20 protein-coding genes are annotated in these 23,236 nt (G+C 34.8%); 7 read left to right on the top strand and 13 right to left on the bottom strand.

The window, feature by feature from the left end; all coding sequences use genetic code 11:
- Window positions 1–84: 84 nt before the first annotated feature.
- From OXQ85_RS16545 to OXQ85_RS16505, 9 genes are all read right to left on the bottom strand, one after another.
- Complete coding sequence (locus OXQ85_RS16545; RefSeq protein ID WP_267405908.1) at window positions 85–885, bottom strand: enoyl-CoA hydratase-related protein; 801 nt, start codon at window positions 883–885, stop codon at window positions 85–87.
- A gap of 93 nt (window positions 886–978) precedes the next feature.
- Window positions 979–1,443: a 1,2-phenylacetyl-CoA epoxidase subunit PaaD gene (gene paaD, locus OXQ85_RS16540; RefSeq protein ID WP_259110621.1), complete on the bottom strand. Its 465-nt coding sequence runs from the start codon at window positions 1,441–1,443 to the stop codon at window positions 979–981.
- Window positions 1,444–1,821: 378 nt separating this feature from the next.
- Complete coding sequence (locus OXQ85_RS16535) at window positions 1,822–2,118, bottom strand: hypothetical protein (protein ID WP_267405907.1); 297 nt, start codon at window positions 2,116–2,118, stop codon at window positions 1,822–1,824.
- A gap of 7 nt (window positions 2,119–2,125) precedes the next feature.
- Entirely contained in the window at window positions 2,126–2,875 is a 750-nt protein-coding gene (gene paaC / locus OXQ85_RS16530) for a 1,2-phenylacetyl-CoA epoxidase subunit PaaC (protein WP_267405906.1), read from the bottom strand.
- 93 nt (window positions 2,876–2,968) lie between these two features.
- Window positions 2,969–3,250 (bottom strand): 1,2-phenylacetyl-CoA epoxidase subunit PaaB, encoded by a 282-nt coding sequence (paaB, locus tag OXQ85_RS16525; protein ID WP_002981782.1) that lies wholly within the window; start codon window positions 3,248–3,250, stop codon window positions 2,969–2,971.
- 176 nt (window positions 3,251–3,426) lie between these two features.
- Window positions 3,427–4,365, bottom strand: coding sequence for a 1,2-phenylacetyl-CoA epoxidase subunit PaaA (paaA, locus tag OXQ85_RS16520; protein ID WP_267405898.1), 939 nt, complete (start codon window positions 4,363–4,365; stop codon window positions 3,427–3,429).
- Window positions 4,366–4,478: 113 nt separating this feature from the next.
- Complete coding sequence (locus OXQ85_RS16515; RefSeq protein WP_267405896.1) at window positions 4,479–5,564, bottom strand: 2Fe-2S iron-sulfur cluster-binding protein; 1,086 nt, start codon at window positions 5,562–5,564, stop codon at window positions 4,479–4,481.
- Window positions 5,564–6,880 (bottom strand): AMP-binding protein, encoded by a 1,317-nt coding sequence (locus OXQ85_RS16510; protein ID WP_267405895.1) that lies wholly within the window; start codon window positions 6,878–6,880, stop codon window positions 5,564–5,566. Before OXQ85_RS16510 ends, OXQ85_RS16515 begins: the two co-directional genes overlap by 1 nt.
- A gap of 239 nt (window positions 6,881–7,119) precedes the next feature.
- Complete coding sequence (locus tag OXQ85_RS16505) at window positions 7,120–7,698, bottom strand: TetR/AcrR family transcriptional regulator (protein WP_267405894.1); 579 nt, start codon at window positions 7,696–7,698, stop codon at window positions 7,120–7,122.
- A 601-nt stretch (window positions 7,699–8,299) separates the two neighbouring features.
- Here OXQ85_RS16505 and clpB point away from each other — a divergent pair.
- Window positions 8,300–10,906 carry an ATP-dependent chaperone ClpB gene (clpB, locus tag OXQ85_RS16500; protein ID WP_267405893.1) on the top strand — a complete coding sequence of 869 codons (2,607 nt, stop codon included), beginning with the start codon at window positions 8,300–8,302 and terminating at the stop codon, window positions 10,904–10,906.
- 130 nt (window positions 10,907–11,036) lie between these two features.
- Here clpB and OXQ85_RS16495 read toward each other — a convergent pair whose 3' ends face one another.
- A complete protein-coding gene (locus OXQ85_RS16495) occupies window positions 11,037–11,741 on the bottom strand; it encodes an FKBP-type peptidyl-prolyl cis-trans isomerase (RefSeq protein ID WP_267405891.1) in 705 nt (234 codons plus the stop codon).
- A gap of 220 nt (window positions 11,742–11,961) precedes the next feature.
- Here OXQ85_RS16495 and OXQ85_RS16490 point away from each other — a divergent pair, with 220 nt between their 5' ends.
- The 4 genes from OXQ85_RS16490 (at window position 11,962) to OXQ85_RS16475 (ending at window position 15,360) form a co-directional block, all read left to right on the top strand.
- A complete protein-coding gene (locus tag OXQ85_RS16490) occupies window positions 11,962–12,606 on the top strand; it encodes a hypothetical protein (protein ID WP_267405889.1) in 645 nt (214 codons plus the stop codon).
- Between the two features lie 150 nt (window positions 12,607–12,756).
- A complete protein-coding gene (locus OXQ85_RS16485) occupies window positions 12,757–13,284 on the top strand; it encodes a hypothetical protein (RefSeq protein WP_267405888.1) in 528 nt (175 codons plus the stop codon).
- A 706-nt stretch (window positions 13,285–13,990) separates the two neighbouring features.
- Window positions 13,991–14,722, top strand: coding sequence for a histidine kinase (locus OXQ85_RS16480; protein WP_267405887.1), 732 nt, complete (start codon window positions 13,991–13,993; stop codon window positions 14,720–14,722).
- Window positions 14,719–15,360 carry a response regulator transcription factor gene (locus OXQ85_RS16475; RefSeq protein WP_267405885.1) on the top strand — a complete coding sequence of 214 codons (642 nt, stop codon included), beginning with the start codon at window positions 14,719–14,721 and terminating at the stop codon, window positions 15,358–15,360. The genes OXQ85_RS16480 and OXQ85_RS16475 overlap by 4 nt, the downstream gene beginning before the upstream one ends.
- 78 nt (window positions 15,361–15,438) lie before the next feature.
- Here the strand turns inward: OXQ85_RS16475 and OXQ85_RS16470 are convergent, their stop codons facing one another.
- Both OXQ85_RS16470 and OXQ85_RS16465 read right to left on the bottom strand, forming a co-directional pair.
- Window positions 15,439–17,301, bottom strand: coding sequence for a M1 family metallopeptidase (locus OXQ85_RS16470; protein WP_267405883.1), 1,863 nt, complete (start codon window positions 17,299–17,301; stop codon window positions 15,439–15,441).
- A gap of 520 nt (window positions 17,302–17,821) precedes the next feature.
- Window positions 17,822–20,197: an outer membrane beta-barrel family protein gene (locus OXQ85_RS16465; protein ID WP_267405882.1), complete on the bottom strand. Its 2,376-nt coding sequence runs from the start codon at window positions 20,195–20,197 to the stop codon at window positions 17,822–17,824.
- A 117-nt stretch (window positions 20,198–20,314) separates the two neighbouring features.
- Here OXQ85_RS16465 and OXQ85_RS16460 point away from each other — a divergent pair, with 117 nt between their 5' ends.
- Entirely contained in the window at window positions 20,315–21,634 is a 1,320-nt protein-coding gene (locus OXQ85_RS16460) for a HAMP domain-containing sensor histidine kinase (RefSeq protein ID WP_267405881.1), read from the top strand.
- Window positions 21,624–22,310, top strand: a complete 687-nt coding sequence (locus tag OXQ85_RS16455) for a response regulator transcription factor (protein WP_267405880.1) — start codon at window positions 21,624–21,626, stop codon at window positions 22,308–22,310. Before OXQ85_RS16460 ends, OXQ85_RS16455 begins: the two co-directional genes overlap by 11 nt.
- A gap of 3 nt (window positions 22,311–22,313) precedes the next feature.
- On the opposite strand, the gene OXQ85_RS16450 is transcribed toward OXQ85_RS16455, so the two are convergent.
- Window positions 22,314–23,141 carry an endonuclease/exonuclease/phosphatase family protein gene (locus OXQ85_RS16450; RefSeq protein ID WP_267405879.1) on the bottom strand — a complete coding sequence of 276 codons (828 nt, stop codon included), beginning with the start codon at window positions 23,139–23,141 and terminating at the stop codon, window positions 22,314–22,316.
- Window positions 23,142–23,236: the final 95 nt, after the last annotated feature.

Raw genomic sequence — 23,236 nt, 5'->3', positions numbered from 1 at the left:
ACAATGTAACAATCGTTGTCATGCTGAGCCTGTCGAAGCATTTCACTGGTAAACTGCTACATTGGTACATTGTTATATTAATTCTTATTTTCCTTTATAATTAGGTTTTCTTTTTTCTAAAAAGGCATTTACCCCTTCGATAAAATCTTCTGTTTCTGCTGCTTCCTGTTGAAGATCGCCTTCCAGTTCCAATTGTTCTTTTAATGTATTGTTGTAAGAATTGGCGAAGGCTTTTTTGGTTAATTTTAAACCGACAGTTGGCATATTTGACACTTTTTCAAGAATTTCTAAAGATTTAGAATTGAATTCTTCTTCCGTAAAAACTTCAGCCACCAATCCATAAGATTTTGATTCTTCAGCCGATAATCTTTTCCCTGTAAATGCTAAATAATTGGCCAATTGTCTTCCCAAAAGTTTTGGTAAGAAATAGGTACCTCCCGTATCAGGAATTAAACCTATATTAGAAAATGCCTGCGAGAAATAAGCCTTTTCATTCGCTAAAACGAAATCACAGATTAATGCCAACATCGCTCCAGCACCTACTGCCGGACCATTTACCAAAGCAACAACCGGTTTTTTGCAACGTGTAATTTCCGTTACCAGCGGATTATAATAATCTACCACAATTTTTCTGATGATATCATTATCGTGGTGCTCTTTTCCCGTTACAAAAGCATCATCAAGGTTTTGACCAGAGCAGAACGCTCTTCCTCTTCCTGAAATCGCAACGCATCTTACCGTAGGATCATTGCTACACTCTTTCACAAAGTCTTTTAAATCTGATAAAGCCGGTTTTGTAAGCGCATTCATGGTGTCTGGTTGGTTCAGATAAGCAATTTTTAGCTTTCCGTCGAAATGCGATTCAATATCGAGTTGTGTGTACATGGTTTTTTAATTTAAAGATTAAATTATTTAAAAATTCAAAGATTTAACAATGTTCTAATTTAACAATATTAAATCATGTAGCAATGTATCATTTTAATGACATTTAAAATAGTCAAAAGGCTCTAAACAGTCTAAACACTGATACGAAGCCTTACATAATGTAGACCCGAATCGGCTGATCTGTTTTGAATTCATAGAACCGCAACGAGGACATTTTTTCGGTTTCCCAATGTGATGTTCGTCGGCTCCTTTTTCGGGAGGTGTAATTCCGTAAACACGAAGTTTTTCTCTCGCTTCATCCGTCAACCAGTCTGTTGTCCAAATCGGAAACATTTTGGTCACTACTTTCGCATCCCACCCGTTTTCCTTCATGATTTTCATGATGTCTTCCTCAATGGTAAACATAGCGGGACAGGCAGAATAAGTCGGCGTAATGGTTACTTCACAAGAATTCTCGCTCGTAATTTTCGCTTCTCTCACAATGCCCAATTCCACAATATTGATTACCGGAATTTCCGGATCGGGAACGAGTTCTAATATTTCTAAAGGATTTTTCAATCTTCTTTTTATCTGAAATTTTTTTTAAACGCAAAGTGCGCTAAGTTTTTTTTGACTACTAATTGTTTTTAAGTTCGCAAAGGCGTTTCACTCAACTAAGTCAATAAAATATAAATCTAACAGTTGTAAATCATCTATAAATAGAGTTATCATTCGCATCGACTAAATCGTGAAACTGATGTTCGCAATGCCTTACATAATCTCCAATTATAGCTTTTTCATTTCTCCCAACTTTTCTTCTAGGAATTACTCCTATATAATTGTTTTCATCTTCAAGAAGAAAATAATCATTATAAATCTCTCTACTTCTGATTTTTTTCCTAAATGTTGTTGAATGAAAAACCAGATATTCACCAATTTTTGGTTGTTCTTTGTGACCTATTGGAGAGATTTTATACAGTCTGATGTTTTTTCTTCTCTATTTTTAAGTACTTCGGAACTTAATGGATTTTTAGAATTAATATGTGAAAAAACTATCTCTTCATTATCAAAACGTTTTTCTTCAAGATTTTCAATAATTCTTTTTTCAATTTCCCAAAATAAATTTGAATCTACAGATTTTAAAACCGCTTTTAAAACTGGAAAACCGTTTTCAACATTATCTAATTCTACAATTATCCCATAATTTGCGAGAATGTTTGAATTAATAACTTGATGTTTTATTTTGGAATCCATATTAATCTTACCAAGTACAACCAGGATACGCTCTCTGCATATACTGCAGTTCACAAAGGATAAATCCAAAATATTCTGTGTGATATCCCGTTCTTGATTTTGGCTGCATGAAAGGATTTGTAGGATATTCTAAACCGAAACCTTCAAAATCTTTCTGCGTAATTGAAACAAATTCTTCGTAAAGAGCATCTGAATTCGGAGCAATATTTAAAGCTACCAAATCATCTTCTCCTTCAGTTTTTGCGAATAGACCTTTCGTGTATTCCCAAATATTTTCGATTGATTTTTCTAAACGAGATTTACTTTCTTCCGTTCCCTGAGCAAAAATTTTCATCCAAGATGCAGCGTGAGTATAATGATATCTTACTTCTTTCAACGATTTCTGAGCAATGGCAGAAAGTTCTTCATTCGTAGAATTTGATAATGCTTCGTACATCAATTTCTGATACACCGCGAAAACGTATACTTTTAAAATCGTCTGAGCATAATCTTCGTTTGGAAGTTCTGTCCAATGTGCATTTACATATTCGTGTTCGTATCTTAAAAATGCCAAGTCATCTTCACTTTTACCGTTATCAATCACCCTTGAAGCATAAACATAAAAGTTATTTGCCTGTCCAAGTTCATCCAACGCGATATTCGTTAATGCAATATCTTCCTCTAAATAAGGACCTTCACCGCACCACGCAGACAAACGTTGTCCCATAATGAAACTGTCGTCTGCTAGTTTTAATAAATAATTATATAATGGGTTCATTGTTAATCATTTTGAAGACCAATAGATGATAGACTGATAGAAAATAGATTGTAAAGTCTTTTATCTATTCGTCTATTATCTCCAAAGTCTTAATTACATATTTTTTACATCATTTGGAATCTCGTAGAACGTCGGGTGACGGTATAGTTTGTCATCAGCCGGATCGAAGAAGGCTTCCTTATCCACCCCTTCCGAAGTCACTATATATTTACTTGGAACGACCCAAACAGAAGTCCCTTCTTTTCTTCTTGTATAAACGTCTCTTGCGTTCTGCAAAGCCATTTCTGCTGTTGGCGCCTGCACAATTCCAACGTGTTTGTGAGATAATCCCGGTTTAGTCTGAATAAACACTTCCCACATATCTAAATTTGCCATAGTCAAATTTTAATTTTTATCTAAATTTTAGATTTTGAATTATTTTAAACTTTTATTTTTGAACCATTAAGGACAATTAAGTTGTTAAGAATATTAAGTTTAGCTTTAAAATCAGAATGATTTATCTTAATTAAACTAAACTTCTAAACAAAATCTTAATGGTTTAAATTAAATAATTAGTTAACCTTTTCGTTTTGCTTTTCCGCAAAAGCTGCCGCTGCCTCTTTTACCCAAGAATTTTCTCTCTGCGCTTTTCTCTTGGTTTCAATACGCTTTTTGTTGGCAGGGCCATTTCCTTTTAAAATTTCCATAAATTCATCCCAAGGAAGCTCTCCGAAATCGTAATGTTGTCTTTCTTCATTCCATTTCAGATCTTTATCCGGAATCGTTAATCCTAAAAATTCAGCCTGAGCAACCGTAACATCGATGAATCTCTGACGAAGACTGTCATTACTTTCTCTTTTCACTCTGTAGTTCATAGAAATTTTAGAGTTTGGAGAGCTGTCATCATTTGGACCAAACATCATCAAAGCCGGCCACCAGAAACGGTTTAAAGAAGCCTGAGCCATTTCTTTCTGCTGTTTTGTTCCACGGCAAAGCGCCATTAAAATCTCGTAACCCTGTCTTTGGTGGAAAGATTCTTCTTTACAGATTTTCACCATCGCTCTTGAATAAGGACCATAAGAATTTCCCATTAACATTACTTGGTTCATGATGGCTGCACCATCAACTAACCAACCGATCGCACCGATATCTGCCCAACTTAGCGTCGGATAATTGAAAATACTTGAATATTTTGCTTTTCCTTCCAACATATCTTCATACGTCGCATCTCTATCCGCTCTGATACTTCCGTCTCCTAAAGTTTCAGTTGCAGAATACAAGTATAAACCGTGACCTGCTTCATCCTGAACTTTAGCCAAAAGAGCCATTTTTCTTCTCAATGAAGGTGCTCTGGAAATCCAGTTCGCTTCCGGCAGCATTCCTACAATTTCAGAATGTGCGTGCTGTGAAATCTGACGAACCAATAGTTTTCTGTAATCATCCGGCATTACATCTTTTGGTTCTACTTTATTTTCGTCGTGTACGTATTGTACAAATTTTTCTAAGTCCATAATTTTTAATTTGAAAATTAATTAATTTGAAAATTTGAGAATTAGGCAATCTGAAAATTAAAACACGATAATGGCATATTCAAATTAGCACATTGACTCATTTTCAAATTGATTTAAACATCATAATTAAGCATCACCACATTCGTTGTCGGGTGACATTGACAGGTAAGAACATAGCCTCTGGCTACTTCTTCTTCGGTAAGCGCGTAGTTTTTTTCCATGAAAACTTCCCCTTCCAAAACTTCGGCTTTACACGTACAACAAACTCCTCCTTTACAAGCGAAAGGTACAGGAAGATTGTCTTTCAATGCTTTATCTAAGATACTCTCTTTTTTTGAATTCAGGTGGAACGAATATTCATCATCATCGATGATTACCGTTACCATACTTTCAATGTTGGCAATAGCTTTGAATTCGTCGCTCATTTCCTCCGTATTCTCTTCATCGGGAGCAGTGAAATATTCAAATAAAACCTGAATTGCCGGTACTTTTTTATCTTTCTTTAAATAATCTGCAATCCCTTTAATCATTTCTGAAGGTCCGCAAATGAAGAAAGTAGATTCTTTTACATCGATATCAGCATATCTTTCAAACAAATGATCTAATTTTTCCGGAGAAATTCTTCCTTCAAAAATAGGGTCTTCATGTTTTTCACGGCTTACCAAATAAACAACTTTCAGTCTTCCGTTAAAAGTTTCCACTAACTTATCGATTTCAGCCTTTTTCATCACGTGATTCATGCTTCTGTTGCTGTAGAACAAATAAGCGTTTGAATTCGGCTCCTGATAAAGACTTTCTTTGATATTCGACAAAACCGGAGAAATTCCGCTTCCTGCCGCCAAACCAACGTAAGTTTTCACGTTTGTCGGGTGATAAGACGTATTGAAACCACCCATAGGAGGCATTACCTCAAGAATTTCATCCATATGAAGATGCTCATTGAAATAGCCTGAAACTTTTCCGTTTTCCAATAATTTCACCAATACTTCCAGCGTGTTGCTTTTTTCACTTGGCGCATTGCAGATAGAATAAGAACGTCTCTCTTCGTTCCCGTCAATCATCATTTTAAAGTTCAGATACTGACCTTGTTTGAATCTGAATTTATCTTTCAGCTCTTCAGGAATTTCCACCGCTACATTTACTGCTTCGGGAGTATCTTTCTGAACCTTAACGGTTTTAAGTTTATAAAATGAATTCATTATTTTTTTAGTATTCTATTAATTTTTCCGCCTTCACACTTTGGAAGACTGTCTTGAGCATGGATTTTCACTTTCGTTGTAATTCCTACTCGCTTTTTAATTTCGTTTTCTATGCTTTTTCCAAAATTCCCGACAAAAATAGTATAATCATCGGTATCTTGTTGTAAATTTTGAGTCGTTACCAATTCATCATCAATTTCAACATCAATATCAAGCGCAACACACATCTGCTCTTTCTCGATTGGCGTTAAATAATAATTAGGAATCACCCCTTTTACATGAGAAAACGCTTCTTCAATCTGGCTGGGATAAACATTTACGCCTCTTACGATCAGCATATCATCGGCTCTTCCAAGGATCGGACGCATTTTTACCATCGTTCTTTTTCCGCTTTCATCGTAATAAAGACTTGTAATATCGTTAGTCCAGTAACGTAAAAGCGGCATTGCTTTCTTCGTTAAAGTAGTAATCACCAAAACACCTTCTTCCCCAAACGGAACGGGTTCTTTTGTAATCGGATCTAAAATTTCAGGATAAAAATGATCTTCCCAAATGTAGGCTCCGCCTTTTTCCTCAAAATCTTCCATCGAAACTCCGGGACCGATAATTTCACTTAACCCATAAATATTGGTTGCATGCACACCCAATCTTTCTTCAATATGATGTCTGATAATTTCCGTCCACGGTTCTGAACCTAAAACGGCATATTTTAAACTGATCTCATCTGCAGAAATTCCACGGTTTGCGAATTCATCCGCGATGGTTAATGCGTAAGAAGGCGAACAGCAGATTACTTCCGGTTTAAAATCCATAATTAAATCTACCTGTCTTGACGTCATCCCTCCTGAAATTGGGAGAACGCTCATTCCTAATTTTTCCGCTCCGTAATGAAGTCCAAGTCCGCCTGTGAAAATTCCATAGCCGTACGCGTTGTGCAACTGCATTCCTGGTTTTGCTCCCGCAGCGTTCAAAGATCTTGCTACTACTTCGCTGAATAAATCAACATCCTCTTTTGTATATCCTACTACCGTTGGTTTTCCTGTTGTTCCGCTTGAACAGTGAATTCTTTGTAATTCATCTTTAGGAACCGTGAATAATCCAAACGGATAGTTATTTCTTAAATCTTGTTTATAAGTAATCGGAAGTTTCGTAATATCTTCTATCGACCTGACATCCTGCGGAGATATTCCCAATTCATTAAATTTTCCTCTATAAAATTCTGACTTCTCTCCAAGATAGTCTACCAAATCAGCCAATCGCGTAGACTGAAGCTGTCTCAATTGGTCGAGCTTTAAATATTCAACTGAAAAATCCATATCTTTAACTAACTAACATTTGTTAGGTAAATTTAAAAAGATTTTGGAAGCTGACAAAAATTTTTATGACTTTCGTCATATTTTGAATGATTCTAAATAAGATTTAAGTTGAGGCTAAGGTTTAGACGGAGGGAAATAATAGGTAAGGTAAATATTTTATTGTATACTTCATCACAACAATCAAAATTACTACGAAATGATAAACATTCCGGATAGAATTTATAAAAGTCCCCAATTAACTATCTATCTTGATTTCCAAGTAGTCCAAAAAGGATTTTATCTCTGATTTCATCGGTAATTTCAGTTCCTGAATCAATATTTCTTTTGAACCAGAAATAAGAATTGTTTAAAGTATGAAGAATAAAACGTGTGGTAAAAGCCGGAGATTTGAGTTCCCAATTTTCTGCCTGATAAATTTCAGATATCAAGTTTTCAACTTCCTGCTGATAATTCTTTCTTAATTCCACAAATTCGGGAAGTCTTTCTTCCAAATGTTTCCATTCGTTGGAATAAATGTGAGTGACATCTCGGTTTTTCAACACAACTGATAAATGCTTATCCAAAAAAAGATCAAGTTTTTCTCTCGGCGGAAGATTTGTGTTTTTTACCTCTTGAAGTTCATCAAAAAACTCCTGAGCAATGCCAAAACAAATCCATTCCAGAATTTCTTCTTTCGAACGGATGTGTGCATATAAAGAAGCCGCCTTAATGTTGAGTTTCGTTGCCAAGTCCCTCACAGAACTGCCCAAATACCCTTTCTCTTTGAAAAGTTCAACTGCTACTTCTAATATTTTCTTTTGTTTTTCTTTAAGCTCCATTTGGTAAAACGCAAAAGTACTTATTTTGATTTTAATATTTTGATTTTGAGAGGATGATTTTTAACTCAAGAATTAGAAGCTAAATACTTCATTATACATTTTAAAAATAATAAATCTCAAAAATTTATTTAAACCACTAAGAAAATTTAAGGTATGAAGTTCAATTAAGAAAAAATCAAACAGATTTTTAATAAACCTTTCTCTAAAAGCAAAGCTCATCTTAAATATTGTAAACCTCTTAATGAAAATCTTAATGGTTTAACTCAAAAACAAGAGGAGTTGTATTTTATTAGTTAACCAAATCGGACGGTTCTTCCGATAATTTTTATTCAATTTAAGGATAATCGGAAATTTTGTCTTTTTCAATCGAATTAAAAATACACAATTCGGAAAATTTGTCCAATATTTTTAAAAATTCAACAATTGAACACTTTTTGCGATATACCCATCAGAATTAAATGATTAAATAAGATTGAAGGCATCAGAATTTAGAAAATCAGATTTAAAAATTAACATTTATTTACGTCTTATGGTCTGAAATCTGATGTTTACAATCTAAAATTGAAAACTAAAGATTAAAGAATCAAAAAAAATATAAAATATGAACTTAAATCAATATACTGTAAAATCACAAGAAGCCATCCAAGCTGCACAACAAGTCGCAATGGAATTTGGTAACCAACAAATAGAACCTCAACATTTACTTGAAGGAATTTTTCAGGTGGATGAAAATATATCGCCTTTCTTATTAAAAAAATCTGAAGCAGATGCCACTTTGGTAAGAGAGCGCAACCGTGAAAATTTAGAAAAACTTCCGAAAGTACAGGGAGGAAATATTTACCTTTCACAATCGGCGAATAAAGTTTTGCTTGATGCCCCCAACATCACTAAAAAAATGGGCGACGAATTTGTAACGATTGAACATTTATGGCTTTCCCTATTAGAGACCAATTCAGAAGTTTCAAAAATGCTGAAAGATATGGGTGTTACGAAAAATCTTTTGGAAGGAGCAATTAAAGAATTAAGAAAAGGTTCGAAGGCGACTTCTGCAAGTTCTGAAGAAACATATCAGTCTCTAAATAAATATGCCAAAAACTTCAACGAATTAGCGGCAGAAGGAAAATTAGATCCCGTAATTGGTCGTGATGAAGAGATCAGAAGAGTTTTGCAGATTCTTTCAAGAAGAACCAAAAACAATCCGATTTTGATTGGTGAACCCGGTGTTGGTAAAACCGCCATCGCAGAAGGAATTGCACACAGAATTATCAATGGCGATGTTCCTGAAAATTTGCAGGATAAAACCTTGTATTCACTAGATATGGGTGCGTTGATTGCTGGAGCAAAATATAAAGGAGAATTTGAAGAACGTTTAAAATCTGTGGTCAATGAGGTTATTAAATCAGAAGGACAAATTATTCTTTTCATTGACGAAATCCATACTTTGGTGGGAGCCGGAGGTGGCGAAGGCGCAATGGATGCTGCGAATATTCTGAAACCAGCTTTGGCAAGAGGAGAATTAAGAGCGATTGGTGCAACCACTTTGAATGAATATCAAAAATATTTTGAAAAGGATAAAGCGTTGGAAAGACGTTTCCAGAAAGTGATGGTGGAAGAACCGGATACAGAGTCGGCGATCTCCATTCTTCGTGGAATTAAGGATAAATACGAGGCTCACCATAAAGTAAGAATCAAGGATGAAGCGATTATTGCGGCGGTGGAAATGTCTCAACGATATATTTCGGACAGATTTTTACCGGATAAAGCAATTGATTTGATTGATGAAGCTTCTGCAAAACTGAGAATGGAAATCAATTCAAAACCTGAAGAGCTGGATGTTTTAGACAGAAAACTGATGCAGATGGAAATTGAATTGGCTGCGATTTCAAGAGAAGGAAATCACACGAAAATCGACCATTTAAAAGAAGACATTGCAAAAATTTCTGAGCAGAGAAATGAAATCAATGCGAAATGGCTTAAAGAAAAACAAAAATCTGAAGATTTAACTCAGATTAAAAAAGATATAGAATCTCTGAAACTGGAAGCAGAAAGAGCTTCAAGAGCAGGAGATTATGCAAAAGTAGCCGAAATCCAATACGGAAAAATCAAAGAAAGAGAAGATGCTTTGCAGAAACTGGAATTGGAGATGCAAAACCATCAGAATGAATTAATTAAAGAAGAAGTAACTTCCGAAAATATTTCTGAAGTGATTGCAAAATGGACAGGAATTCCTGTTACTAAACTTCTTCAATCTGAGAGAGAAAAATTATTAAGTCTTGAAAATGAACTTCACCACAGAGTGGTCGGTCAAGACGAAGCGATCATAGCTGTTGCAGACGCCATCAGAAGAAACAGAGCGGGATTAAGTGACGATAAAAAACCAATCGGTTCGTTCTTATTCTTAGGAACAACCGGAGTCGGAAAAACCGAGCTGGCAAAAGCATTGGCGGAGTTTTTATTCGATGATGAAAACAATATGACGAGAATAGATATGAGTGAATATCAGGAACGTCACAGTGTTTCGAGATTGGTGGGTGCGCCTCCTGGATACGTTGGTTATGATGAAGGTGGACAATTGACGGAAGCAGTAAGAAGAAGACCTTATTCTGTCGTGCTTTTGGATGAAATTGAAAAAGCACATCCAGATGTGTTCAATACTTTGTTACAAGTTTTGGATGACGGAAGATTGACAGACAATAAAGGCAGAGTTGTGAATTTCAAAAATTCGATTATCATTATGACTTCGAATTTAGGTTCACATTTAATTCAGGAGCGTTTCGATTCTGCTCAGCGTGACAAGGATGATAACATCAGCCCGGAAGCTTTGGATGAAGCAAAAGATGAAGTTTTTGATTTATTGAAACAGACCTTACGTCCTGAGTTCTTAAACAGAATCGATGAGGTGGTATTATTCCAGCCTTTAAGAAAAAAAGAAATCGGAAAAATTGTGACGTATCAGTTGAGAGGATTCAATGATATGTTAGCAAAACGAAATATCATTATGACCGCAACTCAAGACGCTGTAGATTATCTTATGAATAAAGGATATGATCCTGCTTTCGGAGCAAGACCGTTGAAGAGAGTTATTCAACAGGAAGTTTTAAACAAATTATCAAGAGAAATTCTGGCAGGAACCGTGAATGGCGGCGACAGAATTACTTTAGATTATTTCGAGGAAACAGGTTTGGTTTTCAGACCTGCCGAACAATAAGTAGTTTTTTTCATATATATTATTTTTGAAAAATTTCCGCAGATTTTTGTCTGCGGAAATTTTATTTATAATACATAAGTTGTAAAATAAGCAAACTCCATTGTCGCAAGCCATACAATCAACAATATCTCTATTTTATACCCACTAATTCTACATCAAAAATGATGGTAGCGCCTGGAGGAATTGCTGGTCCGGCACCATTGTCTCCGTACCCCAAATCTGAAGGAATATAAAATCTGTACTTAGATCCTTTGCTCATCAGCTGAATTCCTTCTGTCCATCCTTTGATTACGCTACCCAAATTAATGTCCATCGGTGCGCCTCCATTTTTGTCGGTAGAGTCGAAAACAGTTCCATCCAGAAGCTTTCCGGTATATTTTACCTGTACAACGTCTGCCGCTGTTGGTTTTGTTTTACCATCACCTTCCTGCAATACCTCGTACTGTAAACCAGAAGCTGTCGTTTTCACTTTTGGGTTGCTTTTATTTTTCGTAAGAAACTCCAGACCTTTTTTCTTATTTTCATCTGCTTGTCCCCCCGCTATAGCTTGCTTTTTTTCATGTTGCTCCTGCATAAACTCCTGCATAAAGGCATCCATTTCTTCCGCCGGCATCAACTTTTTTCCTCCATCCATCTCTTCTTTAATAGCCTGAGCCAAAAGCTTTTCATCTACCTTAAAACCTTCTTGTTTCATGTTTTGAGCAATGCTTAAACCTATGTAATAAGAAGCTTTTTGTTCATCTGTATATTTGTTGTCGTCTTGTTTATCATCATTTTTAGCACAAGAAATACTAAATGCTGCTATGCAAAATAATGCGATAGTCTGTCTTTTCATTGGATAATTTTATAATTTTTAAATAATTGATGCAAATCTATCATTTATTACAGAATTTTCCCTGTCACAAAAAAGTTTTCTGTTCTAAAAATTATCATCTGGCATTTAATCAATAAAAATAGTGTAATCTAATAGACTTGGTTTGCAGCACTTATTTTTTATCGATATTTGCAGTTTAATCACAAAATACAAGTATGACTGATTTTATTAAACTAAATTCATGAATCTTCCGCAAATACTTTACGATACTATCACTTGGGTAGAAGGATTTACCGCTTTGATTGCTTTAATTTACTATCCAAAAGTAAAAAACCAATATTGGAAATATTTTTCAATTTACCTCATCATTATATTTTTCTGTGAAGTTTTCGGGAAATGGGGAAACTTATTGATAGAGTATGATCGGCCTAAATTTTTCAATTATTTTGTGATTCCTTTAGAATATATTTTTTTCTATTGGCTGTATGCCGCAAAATCTTTTAAGAAGCCAAAACTGTTTTATGGTTTAACGCTCGCTTATCTGCTTACCTTTATTCCGAACGAACTTTTCTTCAATAAGAATAATTTAATTTTTTCATTTAATTATACCTTCGGCGGATTGATTCTGATGGGACTTGTAATTTATGAATTTCACAAACAAGTCAACTCTAAGGAAATTTTACACTTTAGCAGAAGTAAAATGTTCTTCATCAATATTGGGGTAACATTATTTTATATCGGAACAATGCCTTTTTGGACTTTTCATCCTATTATCAGCGAATATAAAGACATTTGGAATATTTATTACAGCTATTTCCAGCTGTCATTAATTGTGATGTATCTTCTTTTTTCGATCTCTATCATTCGAGGTAAAAATGACTATTAGTTAAATTTGACTACGTATTTTAAAATATTTTTACAATCCGTAAAATCACGGTAAAATAAACAGTATAATTCACATTATATAATTTATTTTTAAAACCATTTTTTTTCGACATTTGCAGATCAATTAACATTTCCCTTATAAAACCTAGTTATGAGTACAGAATTTACTAATGATCGTGACAGCAATGGAGCTAACCAACCAGGAAAAATGCCCAGCGATCTCATCAGAATTTTGGTAGAAAACTATCGTAGAAATCATCTGAGTGCAATTAATTCAACATTAAGTATGGAAGATGCCCATTCTATTTGGTTTGATTTACCTAAACTGAAAAAATTTATTAATTTAGTAGAAAGCGAAGCAAGAGCAGTTAATCCTGACGTTTTAGAAGAGGATCTAGGGATTCGTTTTTATTATGCAGCGTATCCCAAGATTGAAGATTGGGATATCATGAATGCTCATCCTGTTTCAAAAGATTATGCAGGCAAGCATACCTTGGTAATGCTACCTACGTTAAAAGAACAAAATGAAAATGGTGAATTCCTAAATAATGATTTCAATTCTTTATTTGATGGAAGTCAAAATGAAATACAAAGAAAAGGGAAATCGCCTGGAGAAAGCCTTGCAGAAAATCAAGGTGCTTTATTTCCACCCGGAAACCCTTTTCATGAAGGATTTTAATAGAATGATTATTTTCAAAAGATACAATGACTGAACTTCAAAAATTTTTATCCGAATCCATGTATTGGACGGAGGCAGTTGCCGCAATTACTTCCCTTATATATTACAACAATGTTAAAAAACAACATTGGAAGTATTTTGGCTTGTATCTTATTATTATTTTCCTTTGCGAATCTGCTGTAAAATGGGGAGAAGAAATATTGAAAATTGATAAACTCATCTTTTATAATTATTTCGTAATCCCCTTTCAGTTTATATTCTTTTTTTGGCTTTATGCAAAAAAATCTTTGATAAAGCCAAAATTATTTTATATTTTTTCCGGAATATATTTATCATCTTTTATACCGCATGAGATATTTTTTCCTGAGACAAAAATTGTTTTCGCATTTAATTACGTCATAGGTTGCTTATTTTTAATGACACTCGTAGTGATGGAATATTACAAGCAAGTTAATTCTTCTGAGATACTTAATTTCAGTAGAAACAGGATGTTTTATATCAATTTAGGAGTTACGCTTTTTTATATCGGAACCCTTCCTCTTATGACTTTCACATCGCTTCTTTGGGAATATCGAGAAATTTGGAATTTATATTTTCTATACTTCCAGATTTCTGGAGCTGTGATGTACCTTTTATTTTCAATTTCATTCATATGGGGAAAACAGAACTCTTAATAACGATCATTTTATTCAATACATTTTTTTTAATGTTTGTTATTGCTGTAGGTATTTACATACGAAATTACAGACAAAGGAAAAAAGAGCATCAAAAAGAAATTGCATTAAAAAATGAAATGCACCAAAAAGAACTTCTCGCCACCCAGCTAGAAATTCAGCAGGCAACCATGCAGCAGATCGGGCGAGAACTTCATGACAATATAGGGCAGAAGTTGACATTGGTAAGCCTTTATACACAGCAATTATTGTACGAAAATAAAGTTCCCGAAGTGAGCGAAACCATCGATCAGGTTTCACAAATCGTGAACCAGTCTTTGCAGGATCTAAGAAGCTTATCTAAAACATTGACGGATGATAACATCAATCAGAAGGACATTATCACTTTAATTCAGGAAGAGGTAGACAATACGAATGATTTTAAAAGCTGTAAAGTTCATTTTGAATCGAGTATAAAAAACCTTGATTTAGAATTTGTTCAGAAAAATGTATTGTTGAGAATTGCTCAGGAGTTTATTCAGAACAGTATAAAGCATTCACAATGCAAAAATATCTATATTAGCCTCACCACATCCGAAACCGAAGAATGGAAACTTCACTTACAAGATGATGGAAAAGGTTTTGACAGATCAAAAATAACCTCCAACGGAATCGGGCTCACCAATATGAAGAACAGAGCCAGCGTAATTGGTGCAGAATATATCTTGGAAAGCAACGAAGCAGCGGGCACTTCATTAAGTATTATTTTAAAAAGAAATTCATGAAAAAGACTATTGTAATTGTAGACGACCATATCCTTATCGCTAAAGCTATTGAAGGAATTATTCACAATTTTCAGGATTTTGAAGTCATCTATGTTGCGGAAAACGGCAAAGATCTTATTCAGAAATTCGAAAGCAACAACCAAATTCCGGATATTATTTTACTCGACATCAGCATGCCGATGATGGATGGTTTTGAAACAGCATTATGGCTGAAGGAAAATCACCCCGAAATTAAAGTGATGGCTTTGAGCATGCAGGGCGAAGACAAAAGTGTCATTAAAATGATAAAAAACGGAGCTAAAGGATATTTACTAAAAAATACGCACCCGAAAGATCTGGAAACAGCACTTTCAAAACTTAATAGCGATGGTTTTTTCTATCCGGAATGGGCTTCAAAGATTATTTTTTCCAACCTCAGCAATGAAGAAGTTGAAAAAAACATTAAAATTTCGGAACGCGAAAAAGAGTTCTTAAAATATACCGTCACCGAATTAAGCTACAAAGAAATTGCCGATAAAATGTGCTGCAGCCCAAGAACGGTTGAAAGTTACCGAGATCAGCTTTGTGACAAGCTAGACCTGAAAACCCGTGTGGGGCTCGCTGTTTTTGCCATTAAAAACGGTTTCGCAGAATCTTAAAACACACTTAAATATATATCACAAAAAATCCTTTTTCAGCATTTTGAAAAAGGATTTTTGTTTTATTACAATTTTATTTTACAATGTTTTAGAATTGTCATTCGGTGTATAATCCATAAATAGATCACCATCTAGCTGTACAGATTTTACTTTCTTTTTAATAGGAATGGTAAGATTGGTCTGTTTTTGATCTTTTTCCCAAACTGCCGGAGAAAAGTGAAGTTTTTCAACCGTTCCGTCTTCATAATTCAGCACCGCATCAAAAGGAATGGCAAAACCACCAACATTATCAACACCTACGGTCAGAAGATCATTCAGTTGTGTAACTTTTCCTACTTTCAGATCAATATAATTATTGGTGTAAAACCAGTTGTTGAAAAACCAGTTCAGATTTTTCCCGGAGCCTGTATTCATAGAATTAAAATAATCCCAAGGCACCGGATGTTTACCGTTCCAGTTATTCATATAATGATGTAATGCTTTTTTAAACAAATCATCGCCCAGATAATCTTTCAAAGCAAGATAAGACAAAGAAGCTTTTACATAAGAATTGTTTCCGTATCCTGCGCCACTTACCTGCGTACTCATCGAGATAATCGGTTGATCCTGCTCTGCCGAAGGATCATTGATCCATTTTTTAACCCTGAAATTTTTATAGAACTCTTTCGCTTTTGCTTCACCATTTTCATCAATTCCAATTAAATATTCCAGTGTTGTTGCCCAGCCTTCATCCATAAAAGCGTATCGCGTTTCATTGATTCCCATATAAAAAGGGAAATAGGTATGTGCAATCTCATGATCTGCCGTTAACCTTGCATCCTGAAAATTATCCGGAATGCTGCTATCGTTGATCATCATTGGGTATTCCATATCGGCATACCCCTGAATTGCCGTCATTACATTATACGGATATTCTACGCCCGGCCAGTTTTTTGAAAACCAATCCAGATTATAGCGCATCCATTCAGTATATTTTTCAAAATCTTTTGTCCCTGCTTTGTATGCGGCTTGTACGCTTGCTCTTTTTGTTTTCAGCTGAACACTAGAAGCATCCCAAACGTAATGATTGCTTAATGCAAAACAGAAATCGGTGATATTATTTGCTTTAAATTTCCAGACATTCCATTTATTAGCTTTGGTTACTTTACCGGATCTCATCTCCGCTTCCGTAGCCACATGAATTATTTTATCGCTTTTTAATGAAGATTTATATCTGGTTAAAAATTGATTCTGAAGCACGGCTTCCGGATTCAGAAAATCTCCTGTTGCCCAAACCACATAGTTTTTCGGAGCTGAAATGGCAAAAGAATAATCATTAAAATCGTTATAAAACTCCTGTCTGTCAGAATGCGGAAGCATATCCCAGCCGTTATAATCATCGTACACAGAAATTCTTGGGAAGGAGTACGCTACGTAAAAAGTTTCAGGGTCAATTTGCCCTTCTCTTCCACTTTGTACTGATAAAGGATATTCCCACTCTATTTTTACTTCAGCTTTTGTTTTTGATTTTAAAACAGAATTCAATTTTACCTTTTCTACCGTTCCCCAATCATCACTGTTGATATTATATTTTTCACCATTTACGATAAATGATTTAATATGTAAACCCGATGAAAGGAAATCTTTTGAAACAAATCCCGATCTTGGAGATTGCGGCTTGTGAAGGTTATTAACAAATCGAATCGCCAATTCATCCAGATCATTCGGACTATTGTTGGTGTAAACAATTGTTTCTTTCCCCGAAACAATTTTCGTACCGGCATCTACCTTTACCTCAACATTATAAACCCCTTTATTCTGCCAATAATTTTTACCCGGAGCTCCCGACAGATCGCGGGTTCCGTTTTCGTATGCCTTTTTAATATTTCTCGGCATATACAGATCCTGCGCGGATATTTGCCAAGAAGCCATTAAAAATAGACCAACAATAAATCTCTTCATTTTTCTTAATTTAAGACTGGCTCCAAAATTAACAAAAATTGAAGGATAGAGCGTTACATTTATACAAGTTTAAAGAAATTACAATAACGTGTACATTATTCAATTGAAATTATTTTTATGACAGGTAAAATGTTTTGTATCTGATCGAAAATATTTTCACCCGTTTTGAACCCGCGACGGGCAGAATCAATATTAGTTTGACCAAGTTTTGATAGTCGCCAGCAAGAATCAAAACTGATTGAGACTTTCTGAACCTCAGACGAAGCAAACCAATAGTTATTTTGTTAAGTTTATAATGTTTCCGGTAAGAACTAAAAGTGGTTGAAGGTTTCTGAAGTTCAGACGGGGAAAAATTACTATTTGGAATAATGTGGATACTGACAACGGAGATGGTTTTGATTTTTTGCATTAGTTTTTAGGGTTCCGGGGCGACGGCTTCGCCGTCGCCCCGGAACCCTAAAAACCATTCAACATACATTTATTGGATATAGATAGGAAAAATTAAAACCACTTTAATACACTACATCCTATCCTGCTCATCTGCTTTTTTAATCGACTTCGCATTTTTCACCGACTGATTACCAAAATTAAATTTCAATGAAATAATAAAACTCTGGGTATCGCGGTAATCTAAAAAATAATTGTCCTGATTGGCATATTTCGTACTGATTTTCTCTCCGGAAGTTTTAAAAATATCATTAAACATGAGGCTTCCTTCAAGCTTTTTATTGAAGAATTTTTTATTCATCACCAAATATGTTGAAGACGATCCCGAAATCCTGAAAGTCCCCTGAATAGCAGGAGTATTATATCGATTCCCCACTTCCAGCTTCCAATCCGAAGCTTTATCTAAAGTGAAACTTGTTGAAATATCAGAGCCTAAATTCCATACTTTATTTTTGTACAAAATGTTATCAACTCCTATAAAATAGTTTTCATTATGTTCAAGATTTTCAGATACACTAAGGCTCCACCAAGGTTTGATCTGGAAGTTTTTGTATACGCTCAATCCATACGCCTGTCCTTTTTCTATATTGGTAAAATTATAAATCAGATTATTATTGCTGGGCTCCTGATAAGAAATCTCCATCGATGGATTGATTTCTTTTCGATAATAAAAATCGATATTCCACTCTTTCCAGGTGTAGGTAAAATTGAGATTATGAACAATCGTCGCCTTCAAAGCGGGATCTCCCTGGAAATAGGAAAACAAGTTGTAATACGACTTTGCAGGATTCAAACAAGAATAAGATGGTCGACTAATTCGTTTTCCGTAAGACAAACCAAACTGATGATTCCCCTCTGTTGTATATTGAACGTATAATGTTGGGAACAATTTCCAGTATTTATTTTTATTCACTTCATACGGTTCGGAAACGACGCCTTCCAAATCTGTTTTCTCGGCACGTAATCCTGCTTTGAAATTCCACTTTCCAGGGTTATAGGCCAATGAAGAATAAAGGGCAAAGTTGTGTTCCTTATAATCAAAAACATTGCTTTTATCGGCTCTGTATTGCAGCTGACCATTTTCATTATCTGAGAAATCCATCAGGCTGTTGGTCTTTACAAAACTGTATTTGGACCCAGATTCCAATTCCCATTTTTCATTTTTCCATTGATAATCAAATTGCGTGGAATAAAGCTGAACGGCACTTTTATTATGCGTTAAAAAGTTATTTTCTTTAGGCAAATCATTCACAAAATCAAGATGCGTGAGTACATTTTGATCTTTCTGAGCATTGTTTCCTGCAAAATAATTCGTCCACGTCAGTTTACTTTTTTTGTTGAACTTTCGATCCATTTGAAAACTCAAAGAATTATTAATAGAGCGCGAAAAGTGATCGTTGATCGTTCTGTAATTCGACTCTGCAACATCATGATCATTATAAATTAAAGTCGGAACATCATACACTCCATACGACTTCGGACTGAAATATCCGGAATAGTTTAAGCTGGCATTCGTAAGGCTGTCGATCTCATATTCAATATTAAAGTTGACTGTATTCTGGCTTTTATTTTTATCTTTACGATTCATCGTGCTTACCCATCGTTGCTTGTCTTCAACATAATTTACATAGTCCGTACCTTCTCGGTAATAGGTTCCGGTTCCGAAATAATAACTTCCCATTACCGAAAGTTTGTTTTTCTTATAATATTGAGAAATTCCCGCTACCCCTTTTGCATATTGAGTCTGAACATATTTGGAAGAAACAGTACCACGATAGCCTTCTATTTTATTTTTTTTCATGACAATGTTCAGCACGGCACTTCCGGACGCCTCATACTTAGCAGGTGGATTGGTAATTACTTCCACCGATTTCAGTTCGTCGCCTTGAGTGTTTTCCAAAAGGTTTTTCAGTTCATCACCGGTCAGCATAATTCTTTTATCATTAATCGTTACAACAATACTCTGACTTCCTTTTATCGCCAAAACATCATTGCTTGAGGTAACTCCGGGAGTCTTTTTAAGAATTTCCCAGGCATTAAGTGAAGAAATATTAGAATTTTCCACGTTAAATTCCAAGCGGTCGATTTTCCTTTTCACCAAAGGTTTTTGCTTCGTCATCACAACCTCCTGAATATCCTGAATATCTTTCTTCAAAATAATGGCTAAAGGCTGATTTTGCTTTTCAAGATTCAGTTCTTTTTCAAATTTGGCATATTCCAAATCTTTAATGACCAACTTTACAGATTGATCCGAAATTCCTTCCAAAATAAAACTTCCGTTTTCAGAAGTCGATATTGTTTTCAGTAATTTATTTTGAGCATCATATACTTCAATCGCAATCAAAGAAAGTTTTTCATTGTGATCATTCGAAACCGTTCCCTCGATTTTTTTTGTCTGAGAAAAAAGAAAAATAGGAAAGCATAAGAAAAAAAGAATTTTATACCTCATTGTTAGCTTTATTTTATGATGTAAAATTCTAACTTGTTAAGGAAAATTTCGGTTAATGGAAGGTTAATGATCGGTTAACGTCTATTTGGGAAAGGCTAAATTTTTATATTTGTCATTATGATGTTGAAAAGTAAAAATCTCATTGTTCTTTTTACCACGTTGTTCCTGATTCTTTTGGGAATTCAGGGCTATTTTATGTACAAAACCTATCAGGTGAAAGAAAGGGAAATTTACAGAGACATGAACAACCGTCTTTCGACCTATACCGATGATCTGGAAGATAAAAAAGGGTTGAAAAAAGCATCGGATGATGATCTCCAAAACATTTTTGCTCAATACAATGATAAAAAAATTACACAAAAAGAGTTTTTAAATCTTTTTGATCAAAACAGAAAGACAAATCGGAAAAGTTTCAGTGATTATGTTGATAATTTATTCAAAAAAGAAGGTTATAAAGTTGCGGTAAGAATTCAATATTTATCCATTGTTTCGCTTCCTACCAAAGTTCAGCTTCTGGAAAGCCCGATTACGATATTTGAAACACGAAATCAGCTGGTAAAACCCGGAATAACCAACACCGGAAGATGGGAAACCAGTTCAAAATCCACGAACGATAACAACGGGAAACTTGAAAGAGACAACAGTTTTCTTATAAAAAGCCGCACCGATTTTGAGATTTTAAATATTAAAAGTCTTGTTTTCAAAGAGCTTACTTTTCTTTTTCTGAGCTGCATTGCCATTCTGTTTTCGGTATTAATGCTTTATATTTTTACGGTTAAAAATTTAATCCGACAGCAAAAGCAGGTGGAAGTTTTGCACACGGTTGTGGATAACATTTCCCATGAATTCAAAACACCGATTGCCACTTTAAAAATTGCTTCAAAAACATTAAAAAAAGACTATAATCCGGAAACGCTTCATTTGGTTGACCGGCAAATTAACCGTCTGGAAAGTCTGATGTTTCAGCTTCACAAAGACGAATCTGGAGAAAAACTGACGAAAATTCAACCTCAGGACTGGAATTTTTTCATTAAAGATCTCACCTTTACGTATCCTACCATTTTATTTGATCTGAAAAATTCGGTTGATCAGGAAATTCCTTTTGATAAAAATTTAATGGAAACCGTTATTAAAAATCTTTGCGAAAACAGCGGAAAATACGGAGCTTCGGAAGTGAAAATTGAGATAAATAATCCTAAAAACATTCTGGAAATAAAAGTAATCGACAATGGAAATGGAATCGAGAAAAAAGAACTGAAAAATATTTTCGAGAAATTTTACAGAATACAATCCAACAATATTCACAACAGCAAAGGTCTGGGGCTCGGACTGTATTTCGTAAAAAAAATAATCGACGGTTATCACGGAAAAATAGACGTTTCAAGCATGGTAAACGAAGGCACCACTTTTAAAATCATTCTTCCTTATGAAAACTAAAATCCTTTTGGCAGAAGACGATTCTGATTTCGGAATGATCCTTAAACAGTATCTGGAACTGGAAGATTTTGAGGTGACCTGGTTTCAGGATCCGATGGAAATCATTCCACTTTTGACGGCGGAATTTCACTTTCATATTGGTATTTTAGATATTATGATGCCCAATTTGGATGGATTTTCTCTCGCTAAAATGATTTTAAAAGAGAAACCCGACTTTCCTATTTTATTTTTAACGGCTAAAAATCAAAAACTCGATCGACTGACCGGATTAAAAATAGGCGCAGATGATTATCTAGCCAAACCTTGTGATCCTGAAGAATTGGTTTTAAGAATTAAAAATATCCTGAAAAGAATCACCCCAACAACGGTTGAAACACAAATTAAAATCGGCGAATATACTTTAAACACAGAAAAACTGCTGCTCATTCATCCCAAAGAAAAGATCCGGTTAACCATCCGTGAACAGGAATTGTTGATGTACTTTTTAAAACACAATAAAAAAGCATTGAAAAGAGATGATATTCTCGATAATCTTTGGGAAACGAACGACTATTTTACAGGAAGAAGCCTGGATGTTTTTATTAGCCGACTGAGAAAATATTTTCAGCATGACGACCAAATAAAAATCCAATCCCTGCGAGGGATTGGATTTGAAATTGATTTTCCGACTCATTAAATTTTAGAAAGAAAGCTCTGTCAGAACAGGAAAATGGTCTGACGGATACAGTAAATTTTCTCTTCTGTCGTTGATGTGTCTGTGAGATTTTATTTTAAAACCTTTTACGAAAATATAATCTATTCTCTCTTTTGGAACTTCATTCACATCAAAACCAGTAAACGTTCCTTTTGGCCCGTAATGCTTTGTTTCTGAATGATAAAAACTGTCCTGTAAATTTTGAGACATAATTTTAATCGGCTCCGAATCTTCGGTTAAATTAAAATCACCACTCACGGTCACAGGTAAATTTTTAGGATTGATTTCTTTGATCTTCTTTAAAATCAGTTCAGAAGATTTCACTCTCGCAACATTTCCGATATGATCGAAATGCAGATTCAGCGCCATAAATTCTTTTTTAGATTTCTTATCTTTAAAAACGGCATAGGTACAAATTCTGTTCAACGCGGCATCCCAACCTTTTGAAGGTTTCTCAGGAGTTTCAGAAAGCCAGAATGTTCCTGAGTTTACAACCTGAAGCCTGTTGGTATCATAAAAAATAGCGGAAAATTCACCTTTTTCTTTACCATCATCTCTGCCAACACCAATATAATCGTAGTTCTTCAACCCGTTTTTAATATCTTTCATCTGCTCCGGAAGCGCTTCCTGAACTCCGAAATAATCCGGGTGATAATACGTTAATAAATCGGCGACATCCTGTTTTCTGTTTGGCCATGCATTTTCTTTGTCCGAATCTACATTAAGCCTGATATTAAAACTCATCACTTTAAGATCCTGCGAAAAACCTAATGCAAAAAGCAGTAAGAATACAGTTGAAAATCTGAAATTCATAATCATCTATTTTTAATTAACAAAGCCACAAAAATAAAACTTCTCCCGAAGAGAGAAGCCTTGTGATTGTAATTATTATGTTAAATTTTTGGGAT

The organism is Chryseobacterium sp. GM_Chr_2 (assembly GCF_026540445.1).
Lineage (GTDB): Bacteria > Bacteroidota > Bacteroidia > Flavobacteriales > Weeksellaceae > Chryseobacterium.
Note: the sequence above shows the minus strand (reverse complement) of the source record. Positions and strands in the feature narration are given on the sequence as shown.